The following is a 15,351-nucleotide window of genomic DNA, read 5'->3' as shown; positions in this document are numbered from 1 at the left end:
GGCAGCACGGCTTGGCGAAATTGTATTGTTATATTATAACATTGTGCAATGCATCGTTTCGAATGCGTCCGCCTGAAGAGGTCCACCATGTCCAACCGTCTCCCTGTCACCGTGTTGTCCGGCTTTCTAGGCGCGGGCAAAAGTACCTTGCTCAATCACATCCTGCGCAATCGTGATGGCTTGCGCGTCGCTGTGATCGTCAACGACATGAGCGAAATCAACATCGATGCCAGCGAGGTGCAGCGCAATGTCAGCCTTAATCGCGCTGAAGAAAAACTGGTCGAGATGAGCAATGGCTGCATCTGCTGCACCTTGCGCGAAGACCTGCTTGAGGAAGTGGCGCGGCTCGCCGAGGAAGGGCGTTTCGATTACCTGTTGATCGAGTCGACCGGTATTTCCGAACCCCTGCCGGTGGCCGAGACGTTTACGTTCCGAGATGAACAAGGCCGTAGCCTGTCCGATATGGCGCGCTTGGATACCATGGTCACTGTGGTCGACGGTTTAAATTTTTTGCGCGATTACCAAGCGGCCGATAGCTTGGCCAGCCGCGGCGAAACTTTGGGCGAAGAGGATGAGCGCTCGATCAGCGACTTGCTGATCGAGCAGATCGAGTTCGCCGACGTGCTGCTGCTGAGCAAGATCGACCTGATCAGCCAGGATCAGCGTGAAGAGCTCACGGCGATCCTGCGTAGCCTCAATGCCCGGGCGCAGATCGTGCCGATGGTGATGGGCCAAGTGCCGCTGGCGCGAATCCTCGATACCGGCTTGTTCGACTTCGATCAGGCGGCGCAGGCGCCGGGTTGGCTGCAAGAGCTGCGTGGCGAACACGTGCCCGAGACCGAGGAGTATGGCATCGCTGCCAGCAGCTGGCAGGCGCGTCGTCCGCTACACCCGCAGCGTTTCTTCGACTTTATCCACAAGCCTTGGAGCAATGGCCGCTTGCTGCGCTCCAAGGGCTTCTTCTGGCTGGCCAGCAAGTACCAGGAAGCCGGCAGCTGGTCCCAGGCAGGCGGCATGATGCGCCATGGTTTGGCCGGGCGCTGGTGGCGCTTCGTGCCGCGCGAGCAATGGCCACAGGATGAAGACAATACTGCGGCGATTCTCAAGCAGTGGACAGCAGAGGTAGGCGACTGTCGGCAGGAGCTGGTATTCATTGGTCAGAACATCGACTTTGCCAGGTTATCCACAGAGCTGGACGCCTGCTTGTTGACTGATGAAGAGATGCAGGCGGGTCCAATGGCTTGGCTACGTTTACCCGATCCTTTCGGTGCTTGGCATGACGAGATGGCGGCATGAGTACCACGCGCGCTGTGGATATCTCCCAGGTGTTCGGCCAATCGCCGCAGGTGTTGGCTGAAATACTGCAGGATGGCGTTAACCTCGCCGCTTGGCAGCGACGCCTCCCAGCGCAGGTCGAAGACTTTTCCACAGTACTGCTCAGCCTAAACCCGCTACTGGCAGATGAACGGGTGATCGATGTGGATGAACGTCACCCGCCGCAGTTACCAGGCTTGCTACCGGGAGCGGCGGATCTGCATGGCTATGAGAGCTTCGTCGCCGACGTGGCCTGGCTGGTGGCCGCTTACACCTGCCTGCTGGGCGCGCGCCGGATTGGCCTGCGCTTGCGGGTGCTGGAGGGCGCCATGTGTCCGCGCTTCCATGTGGATAAGGTCCCTTTGCGACTGTTGACCACGTATATCGGTGCCGGCAGCGAGTGGCTCAAGGAGGAGGCAATAGACCGTGGACAACTTCACACCGCTCATCCGGCTGTGGATAACATTCAGCGTTTGCAGGCCGGGGAGGTTGCAATACTCAAGGGCGAAAAGTGGCTGGGCAATGAAGGGGCAGGGCTGGTGCACCGCTCACCGATGACCGCACCCGGCGAGCGCCGCCTGTTGCTTAGCCTTGACTGGTTGGCATGACGGGGCATAGTGAAGGTTGATTCCGTCTCGATGCGCATCCATGTTGCAGAACATTCCTACCCACGTGATTGCTGGCCCACTGGGCGCTGGCAAGACCAGCCTGATCCGGCAGCTGCTCGCTCAGCGTCCGGCCACCGAGCGCTGGGCGGTACTGGTCAATGAATTCGGCCAGATCGGCCTCGATGCTGCGCTGCTTAGCCGCGACGAGGATGGCGTGGCGATTGGCGAAGTGGCGGGAGGATGCCTGTGTTGCGTCAACGGCATGCCGTTTCAGATCGGCTTGGCTCGCTTGCTGCGCAAAGCCCGTCCTGATCGCTTGTTCATAGAGCCGTCGGGTTTGGGTCATCCACTCCAGCTGCTCAAGCAGTTGGGGCAGGCACCCTGGACCGGAGTGCTCAATGTGCAGCCCATGATCATGGTGCTCGATGCCCTTGCGCTGGCGCGAGGTGAGCCATTACCACAGACGCAAGAGCAGGCGTTATCCGCCGCTAACTTGTTGATATTTAACAAATCTGAAGCTGTGGATGAACAGCGGAGGTTGTTGATAACTCAACAGCTGCCTGACCTTCCAAGGTACTGGACCGAGCACGGCGAGTTTCCCCTGGCGCAGCTGCCAATTTTTTCCACAAGCGATCTAGCCAACTCTGGGGAGGTTGAGCTGCCTGTGGAAAACACTTCTGCGCCGCTTGTAGCCCTGTGGACAGATCCATCCCAGCCGATTTGCCTGGCGCAACAAGGTGAAGGGGGTTGGAGTATTGGCTGGCGCTGGCATCCCAGCCAGCGGTTCGATGTGTCGCAATTACAGGCGTTTCTCCGCGCTTGGCCCTGGCGCAGGGCCAAGGGAGTTATCCACAGCGCAGCGGGCTGGCAATCCTTCAATGGCCTGCAGGCCAGTGCCGTGGATTGGCACTCAAGCGAATGGCGCAAGGATTCTCGCATCGAGCTGATCTTCGCTCAGCCGCAGCCCACGCCAGCCCTGCAGAGCGCCCTGGCCGCCTGCCGCCTTTAGCGCTGATCGTTGCGCCAGCGATTGTGCTCCTGGCGCCACTGCTGCATCTCGATGACGTTATCGCTGCGTGGCGGGGTCTTGATCTCGAACGGGTAGGGCGCCAGCTCGATCTGCATGGTGTGTGCGCCGAACTGGGTGACAGTGCCGGGGTGGCGTTGCTCGCCAGTGACAGTGAATTCGAAGTTATAGATCCGCGCCAGGCGCTTGCGGCCGTTGGCATCAGGCACGAAGGCAATGCGCTTGAGCGCGACGGCGTCGTCCAACAGCTCCAGGTCGAGTTTGGCGCAATGCTGCTTGACCCGTGCCAGGGCCTTCTCGCGCAGGCCATGGTTGTGCCACAGCCAGGCGCCGACCGTGGCTAGCAGCATCAGGACGAAGAGGTTCTCCAGGGTCAACATTTGCGTAGGCTCCAAACAAGTAGATCCAGCTTAACTGCGTCCCTGGTCTGTCGTACAGGTGGCAATCGAGTTCATACTGCGCGACGCTCTCATCCTGAATCGGCTTTGGAAAACTCCGCATGAAACGTACACCGCATCTGCTCGCTATCCAGTCCCATGTGGTCTTTGGCCACGCCGGAAACAGCGCCGCGGTGTTTCCCATGCAGCGGATCGGGGTCAACGTCTGGCCACTCAATACCGTGCAATTCTCCAATCACACTCAGTATGGCCAGTGGGCGGGAGAAGTGCTTGCTCCAGCGCAAATTCCTGCGTTGGTAGAAGGCATTTGCAACATTGGCGAGTTGGGCCACTGCGATGCGGTGTTGTCCGGCTACCTGGGCAGTGCCGAGCAAGGTCGGGCGATTCTCGCTGGCGTGGAACGGATCAAGGCGGTCAACCCCAAGGCGCTGTACCTGTGCGATCCGGTCATGGGCCATGCCGAGAAGGGCTGCATCGTCCCCGAGGAAGTCAGTGAGTTCCTGCTCGAACAAGCGGCTTCAAAGGCCGATATCCTGTGCCCCAATCAGCTTGAACTGGACAGCTTCAGTGGGCGTCGGGCGCAGTCGCTGGAAGATTGTGTGGCGATGGCGCGCGGCCTGCTCGAGCGGGGGCCGCAAGTGGTGCTGGTCAAGCACCTGAGCTACCCGGGCCGCGCTGAAGATACCTTTGAAATGCTGTTGGTGACCCGCGAAGAAAGCTGGCACCTGCGTCGGCCGCTGCTGTGCTTCCCGCGTCAGCCGGTAGGCGTCGGCGACCTGACCTCTGGTCTGTTCCTGGCCCGGGTGCTGTTGGGTGACAGCTGGGTGCAGGCGTTCGAGTTCAGCGCGGCCGCCGTGCACGAGGTTCTGCTCGAAACCCAGGCCAGCGCCAGCTACGAATTGCAGCTGGTACGGGCCCAGGATCGTATTGCCCATCCGCGCGTGCGCTTCGAAGCACAGCGCCTGACGGTTTAAATGGCGTCGGTCTTCAGGTCCTGGTAGCGCTTTTCCAGCTCCTGACGGATCTGCCGGCGCTGCTTGCCTTGCAGGAAGCGGCGTTTCTCTTCGCTGCTCTGCGGTAGGCGCGCAGGCACCGGCACCGGACGCCGATTGTCATCGACTGCAACCATGGTGAAGAAGCAGCTGTTGGAGTGGCGCACCGAGCGCTCGCGAATGTTCTCGGTTACCACTTTGATGCCCACCTCCATCGAGGTGTTGCCGGTGTAGTTGACCGAGGCCAGGAAGGTGACCAGTTCGCCGACGTGGACCGGCTCGCGGAATACCACCTGATCGACCGACAGGGTCACCACGTAAGTGCCGGCATAGCGGCTGGCGCACGCATAAGCCACCTCATCGAGGTACTTGAGCAAGGTGCCGCCGTGTACGTTGCCGGAGAAGTTGGCCATGTCCGGAGTCATCAGGACGGTCATAGTCAGCTGGGCGTTTCCAGGTTCCATAGTGTGCTCACGGTGAGGTTGCGCTGAAACGGGGCGGGCATCTTCGGACACTTCTTCGACCCCTGTTGAAATTTCCCATCCTGGTACGGGACGTCGGCAGGCGCTCCATCGTCACGCGATTCGCGCCATTAGCTGAGGCGAAGCGGCCGACATGTTTCTGCATATTGCACCAACGTTTTGCGCAGAGGCGCGATGTTAACCTGAGCAAGCCCATGCAACATGGGCTTTCCTGCATTTAACACAGTATGTATCTGCTGCTCGCTGATGATGACCTCGGCAGAGGAGCGGTCTGCCCGGGCAACGTGAAAAAGGAGTACCACGCCATGCATGCCATCAGCTTTATTCAGGACCTGGCAGTGATCATGCTGGTGGCGGGGGTGGTCACCATCCTGTTCCATCGCTTCAAGCAACCGGTGGTGCTTGGCTATATCGTTGCCGGCTTCATCATTGGCCCGCACACCCCACCGTTTGGCCTGATTCACGACGAAGACACGATCAAGACCCTGGCCGAGCTGGGGGTGATCTTCCTGATGTTCTGCCTGGGCCTGGAATTCAGCCTACGCAAGTTATTCAAGGTCGGCGCGACGGCATTTATCGCGGCGTTCCTGGAAATCGTCCTGATGATCTGGATCGGTTTCGAAATCGGTCGCTGGTTCGGCTGGAGCACCATGGATTCGCTGTTCCTCGGGGCGATCCTGGCGATTTCCTCGACCACCATCATCGTCAAGGCGCTCAATGACCTGAAGATGAAGAACGAGCGCTTCGCCCAGCTGATCTTCGGCGTGCTCATCGTTGAAGACATCTTGGGCATCGGCATCATTGCCCTGCTGTCGGGTATCGCCGTCAGCGGTTCGGTCAGCTCCGGCGAAGTATTCTCCACCGTCGGCAAGCTGTCGCTGTTCATGATCGTCGCGCTGGTCATTGGTATCTTGCTGGTGCCGCGGCTGTTGGCCTATGTGGCCAAGTTCGAAAGCAACGAAATGCTGCTGATTACCGTGCTGGGCCTGTGCTTCGGCTTCTGCCTGCTGGTGGTCAAGCTTGAGTACAGCATGGTCCTAGGCGCCTTCCTGATCGGCGCGATCATGGCCGAATCGCGCCAACTGCTGAAGATCGAGCGGCTGATCGAGCCGGTTCGCGACCTGTTCAGTGCGATTTTCTTCGTTGCCATCGGCCTGATGATCGACCCCCAGGTGCTGATCGATTACGCCTGGCCGATCGTGGTGATCACCTTGGCGGTGGTATTGGGCAAGATGCTCTCCTGTGGCATGGGGGCTTTTATCGCCGGCAATGATGGCCGCACTTCACTTCGGGTGGGCATGGGCCTTTCGCAGATCGGCGAGTTCTCTTTCATCATTGCCGCGCTGGGCATGACGTTGCAGGTCACCAGCGACTTTCTTTATCCGGTTGCGGTGGCCGTCTCGGCGATCACCACACTGCTCACGCCTTACTTGATTCGTGCGGCCGATCCGCTGTCGATCAAGCTTGGCAACATTGTCCCGAGCCGTGTTTCGCGAGTGCTGTCGCTGTATGGCGAATGGTTGCGCAGTATTCAGCCGCAAGGCGAGGGAGCAATGCTGGCGGCGATGATCCGGCGCATCTTGCTGCAGGTCGGGGTCAACCTAGCGCTGGTGATCGCGATCTTCTTCAGTGGCGGTTACTTCGCCGAACGGCTCGGCAGTTGGTTGAGCCAGTGGGTGGGCGACATCGGCCAGCAGAAGGCGCTGATCTGGGGCGCGGCACTGCTGTTGTCGTTGCCATTCCTGATCGCCGCCTATCGCAAGCTCAAGGCGCTATCGATGCTGTTGGCGGAGATGGGCGTGAAGCCAGAGATGGCCGGGCGGCATACCCAGCGTGTGCGTCGGGTGATCGCCGAGGTGATCCCGCTGCTGTCGCTGCTGGTGATCTTCCTGCTGCTGTCGGCGTTGTCGGCGAGCATTCTGCCGACCAATGAGTTGCTGCTGGTGATCGTAGTGGTGGCGGCAGTGGTCGTGGCGCTGCTGTGGCGCTGGTTGATTCGGGTGCATACGCGCATGCAGATCGCGTTGCTGGAGACCCTGGAAAACAACCGTGATCACTCGCACTGACAGATAAATGCTCTCTGCGCGAGATTTCATCGAAGTCCGAGGGGATGACACGGTAGCGAGTCGCCAGGCGCAGAAAGCCTGGCGATTTTACGGCCATTAATGGCTAAGAGCCATCATCTTGTGCGGATAACTCTCGTTCAGCTTTCCAGCCAGACGTCACGCGCCCAATGCCAGACCGATTCCCAGCTTTCTTCGGTGACGATCTCTTCTTCGCCGGACCACAGCACCACGGTGCCGTCCTCTTCGACGCAGTAGTAGTCGTCGCCATCCTGGCAGATCGGAATCAATTCACGTGGAACGCCAGCGTCCCAGGCAATGGCCGCCACTTCCGGCAGGTAGGTGTGCGACTGCGGATCGGTCGCGGTCACTGGCTCAAGGCTGCCATAGACCACATCGCTGACGGTCAGCAGAAATTCCTTGAACACGAACGGAATGTTGATGAACAGCTGCTCCTCGACCTCGACCAGCTGATCTTCATCAGGAAGCTCCAGGGGCACCGGTACCGGCTCATTGGCTTCACGCAGTTGTTCGATCACTTCTTCCACGGTTCACATCCTCTACCTTGATGACAACGCTGCGCGTTATACCCTAGTAGCCCGCTGAGGCAAAAGCAAAAACCCCGGGCAAGCCCGGGGTTTTTTTGTTGCAGCGTGTCAGGATCAGCCGTTCTGGCGGATACCGGCGAGCAGCCAAGGCTGGTTTTCGCCCTGAGCGCGCTCCATGTGCCAGCTTTCGCTGAAAGCTTCACCCTGATCGAAGCGCGAGGTCTTCGACTGACCACGGAAGGTCAGGGTGGCGATGGTCTTGTCGGCGCGATCATCGACGCCTTCCAGTTGCACATCGAGGTTATCGATGTAGGTGGACTGGAAGCCATCACCCAGGTCAGCACGCTCGCGCTTGAGGAACTCGAGCAGTTGCGGGGTAACGAACTCGGCGATCTTGTCCATCTCGTTGGCATCCCAGTGCTGCTGCAGCGACTGGAAGTGGCTGCGCGCGGCGGCCAGGAAGCTTTGCTCGTTGAACCAGGCCGGGGCGTTGATCACCGGCGCGGCGGCGGCAGGTGCGGCGGCGCCACCGAAGATCGACGGTTGAGCCGGTTGCTGGGTGTGTGCTTCGCGCTGGAACGGCGCGTGGCCGGCAGGCGCAGCGTGAGCCTGTTGCTGGCGACGGCGGGCGGCGATGAAGCGGAACACCAGGAAGGCGATCAGGCCCATGATCAGGAAGTCCATGATCTGCATGCCCTGGAAGCCGTCACCCATGAACATGGAGGCCAGCAGGCCACCGGCCGCGAGGCCGGCAAGTGGGCCCAGCCAGCGCGAAGCACCGCTGGCGGCGGCCGGCGCGCGACCTGGAGCGGTCGGTGCGGCAGCAGGCGTGGTTGGCGTAGCCTGGCGAGTCTGGTGGATAGGCGCGGAGCCCGAGCTCTTGCCGCCGCCGAAGCGTTTGGCGTTGGCGTCCAGGCTCAGCGTCAGGCCGACGCACAGCGCCAGGGCGATGCTAAGAAAACGTTGCATAAGTGGGATATCCCCTGATTGTGGATTGCACGCGCGTCATGGTGCACATGATGGAGCAGACATGGCTAGCGCCATAATGTTTCCAGCTTTTGCCTGAATGGTTCTACGGAAAGAGGAAAACAGGCTGTAGGGCTTTTGCTTCATGGTTGTAAGAGAAATCGTGCCGTGTCAGTTCTGGCTTCATCGCGGGCAAGCCCGCTCCTACAGGGAAAGGGAAAATCCGTGTAGGAAGGGCATGTCCTGCGATGAGGCCAGTACGGCTTCAGATTGCCTCGAGCTTGGCATACCCCAGCATCAACCACTTGCTGCCCTCGGCGAAGTTCACCTGCACTCGCGCCTGCGCGCCCGAGCCTTCGAAGTTGAGGATTACACCCTCGCCAAACACCGAATGCTGCACGCGCTGGCCGAGGGAGAAGGCTGTCTGCGGAATGCTGGCATTGGCGAAGATGCTGCTCGATTGTGTCTGCGCACCGCCGAACGGGCGGCTTACCGAGTTGGACAGGCGTACTTCCTGTACCAGCCCCGGCGGGATCTCCCGGACGAAGCGCGACACCTTGTTGTAGGTCTCGCTGCCATACAGGCGCCGGGTTTCGGCGTAGGTCATGTACAGCTGGCGCATGGCGCGGGTGATGCCCACATAGGCCAGGCGGCGCTCTTCGGCCAGACGACCGGGCTCCTCCAGGCTCATCTTGTGCGGGAACAGGCCTTCTTCCATGCCCACCAGGAACACGTAGGGGAATTCCAGGCCCTTGGCGCTGTGCAGGGTCATCAGCTGGATGCTGTCTTCGTGCTCGTCCGCCTGCGATTCACCGGCTTCCAGCGAAGCGTGGCCAAGAAATGCCGACAGCGGGGACAGCTCGGCGTCTTCTTCGCTGCTTTCGAAGTTACGCGCGGCGCTGACCAGTTCCTCAAGGTTTTCTACCCGCGCCTGGCCTTTTTCACCTTTCTCTTCCTGGTGATAGATGATCAGCCCGGACTGCTCGATAACGGTTTGAGTCATCAGGTGCAGTGGCATCTCAGCAGCTTTGGCGGCGAGGTTCTCGATCAGTTCGATGAACGCGCCCAGGGCGCTGGCAGCGCGACCCTTGAGGCCTTTGGCGGCGAGTAGTTGGCACATCGCCTCCCACATCGACAGTTGACTGTGGCGGGCGTGGTCGCGGATCGCCTCGACGGTTTTCTCGCCAATGCCACGGGGCGGCACGTTGATCACCCGTTCCAACGCTGCATCGTTACCACGGCCTTCGAGCAGGCGTAGGTAGGCCATCGCGTTCTTGATCTCGGCGCGCTCGAAGAAGCGCTGGCCGCCATAGATACGGTACGGGATACGCTCGCGCAGCAACGCCTCTTCGAGCACCCGCGATTGGGCGTTGGAGCGATACAAGATGGCAATGTCGCTGCGCGCGCTGCCTTGCTTGATCACGCTTTCGATCGACTCGACCACGTAGCGCGCTTCATCGTGCTCGTTGTAGGCGGCGTACAGCGTCAGCGGCTCGCCTTCGCCGACGTCGGTCCACAGCTCCTTGCCCAGGCGATCGCTGTTGTTGGCGATCAGGGCGTTGGCGGCCTTGAGGATGCCGCCGGTGGAGCGGTAGTTCTGCTCCAGGCGGATCATCTCGGCGTCGGGGAAGTCGTCGGTGTACTGATGGATGTTCTCGATCTTGGCGCCGCGCCAGCCATAGATCGACTGGTCGTCATCGCCCACCACCATCAGGCTGTCGCCGCCTTTGGCCAGCAGGCGCAACCAGGCGTACTGGACGGCGTTGGTATCCTGGAACTCGTCTACCAGCAGGTGGCGGAAGCGCCGCTGGTAGTGCTCGAGTAGACCTGGGTTGTCGCGCCACAAGTCCAGCGCGCGCAGCAGCAGCTCGGAGAAGTCGATGACCCCGGCGCGCTCACAGGCCTGCTCGTAGGCCACGTAGATGCTGCGCATGGTGCCCAGGAACAGGTCGCCACCCGGCTGGATGTGCTGCGGGCGCAGGCCTTCATCCTTCTGCCCGTTGATGAACCACTGCGCTTGGCGGACCGGCCAGCGTTGTTCGTCGAGGCCCAGTTCACGGATCACCCGTTTGACCAGCCGTTGCTGATCATCGCTGTCGAGGATCTGGAAGTTCTGCGCCAGCCGCGCTTCCTGCCAGTGCGCCCGCAGCAGGCGGTGCGCCAGGCCGTGGAAGGTGCCCACCCACATGCCGGCGGGGTTGATCCCCATCAACTGCTCGATCCGCTGGCGCATTTCGGCTGCGGCCTTGTTGGTGAAGGTCACCGACAGGATCGAGTGCGGCGAGGCCTGTTCGACCTGGATCAGCCAGGCGATACGGTGCACCAGCACGCGGGTTTTTCCGGAACCGGCGCCGGCAAGCACCAGTTGACGCCCCACCGAGGCTGCTACGGCCTGGCGTTGGGCATCGTTGAGAGAGTTCAGCAGGAGGGAGAGGTCATCTGTGCGCATCCGGCCATTCTAGGGCGGCGTCGGGGAACGGGCAAACCTCTACTGTATAAATATTCACCTGGCAGACTGGCCATTCATCGGGCTGACCGATGCGTCAGTGTGCCTGGCATGACTTAGAGCAGTTTGGCCGCAAGCAGCGTTTGTGTATTCTCCCAGCACGTTTGCGGTCATCCCTAACAAGAACACAACAAGAACCAGCCCTATGACCCAGGATTGCACGACGATCGGCGCATCGTCGCAGACCAGGAGCGTGCGACGGCAATTTGCCACCCAGCTCTCCATCGAGCGCACCCGCCTGCTCTACCAAGGCTCGCTGCTGCCAACACTGTTCATGCTGCTCAACGGCTTGCTCTGCGCCTGGCTGTTGTGGAGCCCTGGGCGCTATCTGCTGGTTGCTGCGTGGCTGGTCTGGCTGTTGGCGCTGGTGGCCCTTCGGGTGATCCAGGTCGCCGCGTTCGACAGGGCCACGGCTGAGCGTCAAGCCAGCCCCAACTGGTGGCGCATGTTCCTGGCAGGCTCTGCCTTCAGTGGCCTGACCCTGGCCTGCGCCGCAATCGCCTGGGTGCCTGTGGATAATTTCGCCGAACAGGCGTGGATCTTCGGTCTGCTGGGGATGGCGGCGTTGTCGGCAAGCGTCGCCTATGCCGTCAGCCTGCCGGCGTTTCTCAGTTTTGCCTTGCCCTGTCTGCTACCGCCGATTGCCTACTTGTTCTATTTCGAGGCCGGTCACCAGCGTGGCTGGGGCTGGCTTGGCCTGATCTTGCTGGCGGCGCTGATGGTGGTGGCCTGGCAGGTCAACCGGTTGATCGACCGTAGCCTGGTGCGGCGTTTCCAGAACCAGGCGCTGAGCGAGGACCTGCAGCGCATCTACGCGCAAAAAGCCCTCGAAGAGCAGCAGCGCCTCGCCTCGACGGTGTTCGAGGCGTGTAATGAAGGCATCGTTATCCTCAACGCCGAGTTCTCACTGCTGGCAGTCAACCAGGCGTTTTGCCAGATGACCGGCTACGCGCGTGCCGAACTGCTGGCGCGTGACCTGCTCGAGCTGCCTTGTAGCAGCGATGTGCGTCGTCACAACCTAGCCATCGATCAAGCCCTGCGCCAACACGGCCACTGGCAGGGCGAACTGGTGGAGGCGCGCAAAAATGGCGAGCTATACCCGCAATGGTTGCAGCTCACTGGGGTGCGCGATGCCCACGGCAATCTGAGCAATGTGGTCGGCTTCTTCACCGATCTGTCGGCCCGGCGAGCATCGGAAGAGCGTCTGCGTTACTTGGCCCACTATGACGAATTGAGCGGTCTGGCCAACCGCGCGCTATTCCGCCTGCGCTTGCATGAGGCCGGCCAGCGGGTGCGGGTCAGTGGCCGTAGCCTGGCGTTGCTGCATATCGACCTGGATCGCTTCAAGCTGCTTAACGAAAGCCTCGGTCATGAACTGGCCGACCAACTGATCAAGAAAATCGCCCAGCGCATCGCCAATGCCGTGCCGGAGGCCGATACCGTGGCGCGGCTGTCGGGTGACGAATTCGCAGTGTTGTTCGATGGCTACAGCAATCTCTCCAGCCTGGTGCGGGTGACTACCCGGCTGTTGGACAAATTGCGCGTACCGCAGCGCCTGGATGGCCACGAGGTGGTCATCAGCGCCTCGGTAGGCATCAGTGTGCTGGCCGATGCCAGCTTCGATGGCAATACCCTGATCAGCCAGGCCGACATGGCCAAGCAGCATGCTAAGCATCTGGGCGGGGATAACTTCCAGTTCTATACCGAAAGCCTGCGCGCCAGTACCGTCGAGCGCCTGCAGTTGGAGAACCAACTGCGCAAGGCCATCGATGAAGGCCAACTGCTGGTTTATTACCAGCCCAAGTTGTGCCTGCGCACCGGCCGCCTGCATGCCGCAGAAGCCCTGGTGCGCTGGCAGCATCCGCAGTTGGGGATGGTCCCGCCAGGGGAGTTCATAGGTCTGGCGGAAGAGACCGGGTTGATCGCACCGATGGGCGAATTCGTCTTGCGTCAGGCCTGCTGGCAAGCCTGTGAATGGCTGCGCGAAGGGCTGCAGATTCGCGTGTCGGTGAACCTGTCGGTCTATCAACTGCGCCAGGGCAAGTTGATCAGCCTGGTGCGCCAAGTGCTGGAGGAAACCGGCCTGGCGCCGCATCTGCTGGAGTTGGAACTGACCGAGAGCCAATTGCTCGACAGCGTCGAGCACATCATCGCCACCTTCGAGCAACTGCATGAGCTGGGGGTGAAACTGGCCATCGATGACTTCGGCACCGGCTACTCGTCACTGAGCTACCTCAAGCGCTTCCCGGTCGACTACGTGAAGATCGACCAGGCGTTCATCCGCGGGCTGCACGAGGGCAGTCAGGATGCCGCCATCACCCGCGCGATCATCGTCATGGCCCAGAGCCTGGGGTTGGGCGTGGTGGCCGAAGGGGTGGAAACCAATGAACAGCTGAGCTTTTTACGCGAGCAGGGCTGCGATGAGGCTCAGGGCTATTTGATCAGTCGCCCTGTCGATGCTTGGGCGTTCAAGGCACTGTTGCAAAGCGCATTGCAAGGTGTGACCAAGTAGGGAGCCCAGGAGGGCCCCCCACCGCGTGGGTCAGTGGGTGACCAGAATATCGGTGATGCTATGGATCAACTGCCCTTGGTAGAAGATATCCACTTTAGGGATGTTGCTGTGATCGCCCGGCATTTTGAAGGACACGGTTTTTTCCGTGACGACCTGAGGATAGATACCCTCGACAGCTTCCAGCTTGAGCTCCAGGGCCAGCGCAAAGGACTTGTCCTGAATGTCGCGAACGCTGAGGGTGGGATTGAGTCCCGGGTGTGCAACCACAACGGAGCCATATACCCGGAAGCTGACGCTGCCAGGCATGTTGTCCATTTGTGCAACCCAACCTTTGGTTTCGATAGTCATATTGCGTACTCCTTCCATGAATGCAACGTGTGTTGCGGAGTCGCCATATTTCACTTGTTCGATCTGCACATGCAGTTAGAAAACTTTCAGCTATGCCAAGCTCTTCCCTGGCGAGTCAGCAGGGTGTTGGCAGATTCGGGGCCATTACTGCCTGCGTGATAGGGGCGCGGTGCCTGGAAGTGTTCTTCCCAACCTTTGAGCATCGGGTCGATCCAGGCCCAGGCCGCCTCGACCTCGTCGCGGCGCATGAACAAGGTCGAGTCGCCGTCGAGCACATCCAGCAGCAGCCGCTCGTAGGCTTCCCAGCGACGGGTCTGGCCGAATACCTGTGCCAGGTTCAGGTCAAGTTCCACCGGTTCCAGGCGCATGCCCTTGCCTGGGCTTTTGGTCATCATGCGCAGGCTGATGCGCTCGTCGGGTTGCAGTTGGATAAGCAGTTGGTTGACCTGGCCGCCGCTGAACAGCTCATGCGGCACCGGCTTGAACTGGATGACGATCTGCGAGGTGCGGCGCGCCATGCGTTTGCCGGTGCGCAGGTAGAACGGCACGCCGGCCCAGCGCCAGTTGTCGATCTGCGCCTGGACGGCAACGAAGGTCTCGGTGTCGCTGTCATTGTCGACGTCTTTTTCAAAATAGTAGGCCGGCACTTCCTGGCCACCGATGCGCCCGGCACTGTATTGGCCGCGCACGGTCTTGTCCTGCACATCCTGGCCAGTGATCGGCTTGAGCGCGCGGAGAATCTTCACCTTCTCGTCGCGCACCGCTTCGGCGTCGAATTGCGCTGGGGGCTCCATCGCCACCAGGCACAGCAACTGCAGCAGGTGGTTTTGCAGCATGTCGCGGGTGGCGCCAGCACGGTCGTAGTAACCGCCACGATTCTCCACCCCCAAGGTTTCACAGACGCTGATCTGCACGTGATCGACCTGGCCATTGCGCCAAACCGGCTCCAGCAGGGCATTGGCAAAGCGCAGCGCCATCAGGTTCTGCACAGTTTCCTTGCCCAGGTAGTGGTCGATACGAAACACCTGCGATTCATCGAATACTGCGCCGATCGCTTCGTTGATCGCGGTGGCCGACTCCAGCGAATGGCCGATGGGCTTCTCCAGCACGATACGTGCTTCGTGATCGGCCAGCCCGGCGATGCGCAGGTGATTGGCAATGGGCACGAACAGGTTGGGCGCGGTCGCCAGGTAGTAGATCCGCGCCAGTCCTCCTGGCTCGCCGAGATAGCGCGCCAGGCGGCCGAAGTCGGCGCTTTGCGAGGCGTCCATGGGGAAGTAATCGAGCCTGGCGCTGAAGCGCCACCAGACTTCCTCTTCGAAATCGTGGCGGGCGATCTGGGCCCGGCAATGGCGCTCGGCGAGTTTCAGGTAGTCGTCACGGCTCAGGTTGCGCCGGGCCAGAGAGATGATCCGCACCGCATTGTGCAGGCGTGCCTCGCGATACAGGTGGTAGAGCGCCGGCAGCAATTTGTGCAGGGCCAGGTCGCCCGTGCCGCCGAAGACCAGAATGTCGCAAGGAATAGTCAAGCCACCACTCTCCACGTTCGTTTAACTGGGCGGGTTGCCGGTCATGTAGTATAACTAC

General features: G+C 60.8%; 13 protein-coding genes. 6 read left to right on the top strand and 7 right to left on the bottom strand.

The genetic code is table 11. The features are described 5' to 3' along the window. Positions 1 to 87: 87 nt before the first annotated feature. Genes zigA through ACI2JX_RS21630 form a run of 3 tightly spaced genes read left to right on the top strand, consistent with a single transcriptional unit; the run spans position 88 to position 2,931 of the window. Positions 88 to 1,296, top strand: a complete 1,209-nt coding sequence (gene zigA, locus ACI2JX_RS21640) for a zinc metallochaperone GTPase ZigA (protein ID WP_264234105.1) — start codon at positions 88 to 90, stop codon at positions 1,294 to 1,296. Further along, positions 1,293 to 1,922 carry a DUF1826 domain-containing protein gene (locus ACI2JX_RS21635; RefSeq protein ID WP_404690954.1) on the top strand — a complete coding sequence of 210 codons (630 nt, stop codon included), beginning with the start codon at positions 1,293 to 1,295 and terminating at the stop codon, positions 1,920 to 1,922. The genes zigA and ACI2JX_RS21635 overlap by 4 nt, the downstream gene beginning before the upstream one ends. A gap of 40 nt (positions 1,923 to 1,962) precedes the next feature. After that, the gene (locus ACI2JX_RS21630) at positions 1,963 to 2,931 is read left to right on the top strand and encodes a CobW family GTP-binding protein (protein WP_404690953.1); all 969 of its coding nucleotides are present in this window, start codon (positions 1,963 to 1,965) and stop codon (positions 2,929 to 2,931) included. Here ACI2JX_RS21630 and ACI2JX_RS21625 read toward each other — a convergent pair. Then, a complete protein-coding gene (locus ACI2JX_RS21625; RefSeq protein WP_264234099.1) occupies positions 2,928 to 3,329 on the bottom strand; it encodes a DUF3301 domain-containing protein in 402 nt (133 codons plus the stop codon). The two genes, ACI2JX_RS21630 and ACI2JX_RS21625, sit on opposite strands and share 4 nt — an antisense overlap. 119 nt (positions 3,330 to 3,448) lie before the next feature. On the opposite strand from ACI2JX_RS21625, the gene pdxY reads away from it, so the two are divergent. Then, complete coding sequence (gene pdxY, locus ACI2JX_RS21620; protein ID WP_264234097.1) at positions 3,449 to 4,321, top strand: pyridoxal kinase PdxY; 873 nt, start codon at positions 3,449 to 3,451, stop codon at positions 4,319 to 4,321. Here pdxY and ACI2JX_RS21615 read toward each other — a convergent pair. Beyond that, positions 4,318 to 4,803, bottom strand: a complete 486-nt coding sequence (locus tag ACI2JX_RS21615) for an acyl-CoA thioesterase (RefSeq protein WP_186553080.1) — start codon at positions 4,801 to 4,803, stop codon at positions 4,318 to 4,320. The genes pdxY and ACI2JX_RS21615 overlap by 4 nt on opposite strands. A 323-nt stretch (positions 4,804 to 5,126) precedes the next feature. Here ACI2JX_RS21615 and ACI2JX_RS21610 point away from each other — a divergent pair, with 323 nt between their 5' ends. Next, positions 5,127 to 6,887, top strand: a complete 1,761-nt coding sequence (locus ACI2JX_RS21610; protein ID WP_264234094.1) for a cation:proton antiporter — start codon at positions 5,127 to 5,129, stop codon at positions 6,885 to 6,887. Positions 6,888 to 7,024: 137 nt separating this feature from the next. On the opposite strand, the gene ACI2JX_RS21605 is transcribed toward ACI2JX_RS21610, so the two are convergent. From ACI2JX_RS21605 to uvrD, 3 genes are all read right to left on the bottom strand, one after another. Continuing rightward, complete coding sequence (locus ACI2JX_RS21605) at positions 7,025 to 7,432, bottom strand: SMI1/KNR4 family protein (protein ID WP_404690952.1); 408 nt, start codon at positions 7,430 to 7,432, stop codon at positions 7,025 to 7,027. Positions 7,433 to 7,546: 114 nt separating this feature from the next. Further along, positions 7,547 to 8,401, bottom strand: coding sequence for a Tim44 domain-containing protein (locus ACI2JX_RS21600; protein ID WP_404690951.1), 855 nt, complete (start codon positions 8,399 to 8,401; stop codon positions 7,547 to 7,549). A gap of 262 nt (positions 8,402 to 8,663) precedes the next feature. Then, complete coding sequence (gene uvrD / locus ACI2JX_RS21595; protein WP_186553076.1) at positions 8,664 to 10,847, bottom strand: DNA helicase II; 2,184 nt, start codon at positions 10,845 to 10,847, stop codon at positions 8,664 to 8,666. A 250-nt stretch (positions 10,848 to 11,097) separates the two neighbouring features. On the opposite strand from uvrD, the gene ACI2JX_RS21590 reads away from it, so the two are divergent. Next, a complete protein-coding gene (locus ACI2JX_RS21590) occupies positions 11,098 to 13,416 on the top strand; it encodes a putative bifunctional diguanylate cyclase/phosphodiesterase (RefSeq protein WP_404690950.1) in 2,319 nt (772 codons plus the stop codon). Positions 13,417 to 13,446: 30 nt separating this feature from the next. On the opposite strand, the gene ACI2JX_RS21585 is transcribed toward ACI2JX_RS21590, so the two are convergent. Beyond that, positions 13,447 to 13,764 carry a hypothetical protein gene (locus ACI2JX_RS21585; protein WP_312153639.1) on the bottom strand — a complete coding sequence of 106 codons (318 nt, stop codon included), beginning with the start codon at positions 13,762 to 13,764 and terminating at the stop codon, positions 13,447 to 13,449. An 86-nt stretch (positions 13,765 to 13,850) separates the two neighbouring features. Then, complete coding sequence (gene zwf, locus ACI2JX_RS21580) at positions 13,851 to 15,293, bottom strand: glucose-6-phosphate dehydrogenase (RefSeq protein ID WP_264234084.1); 1,443 nt, start codon at positions 15,291 to 15,293, stop codon at positions 13,851 to 13,853. Positions 15,294 to 15,351 lie beyond the last annotated feature (58 nt).

The organism is Pseudomonas sp. NPDC088890 (genome assembly GCF_044900155.1).
Lineage (GTDB): Bacteria > Pseudomonadota > Gammaproteobacteria > Pseudomonadales > Pseudomonadaceae > Aquipseudomonas > Aquipseudomonas urmiensis.
The sequence above is the reverse complement of the archived record's forward strand: the minus strand, read 5'-3'. Positions and strand labels throughout refer to the sequence as shown.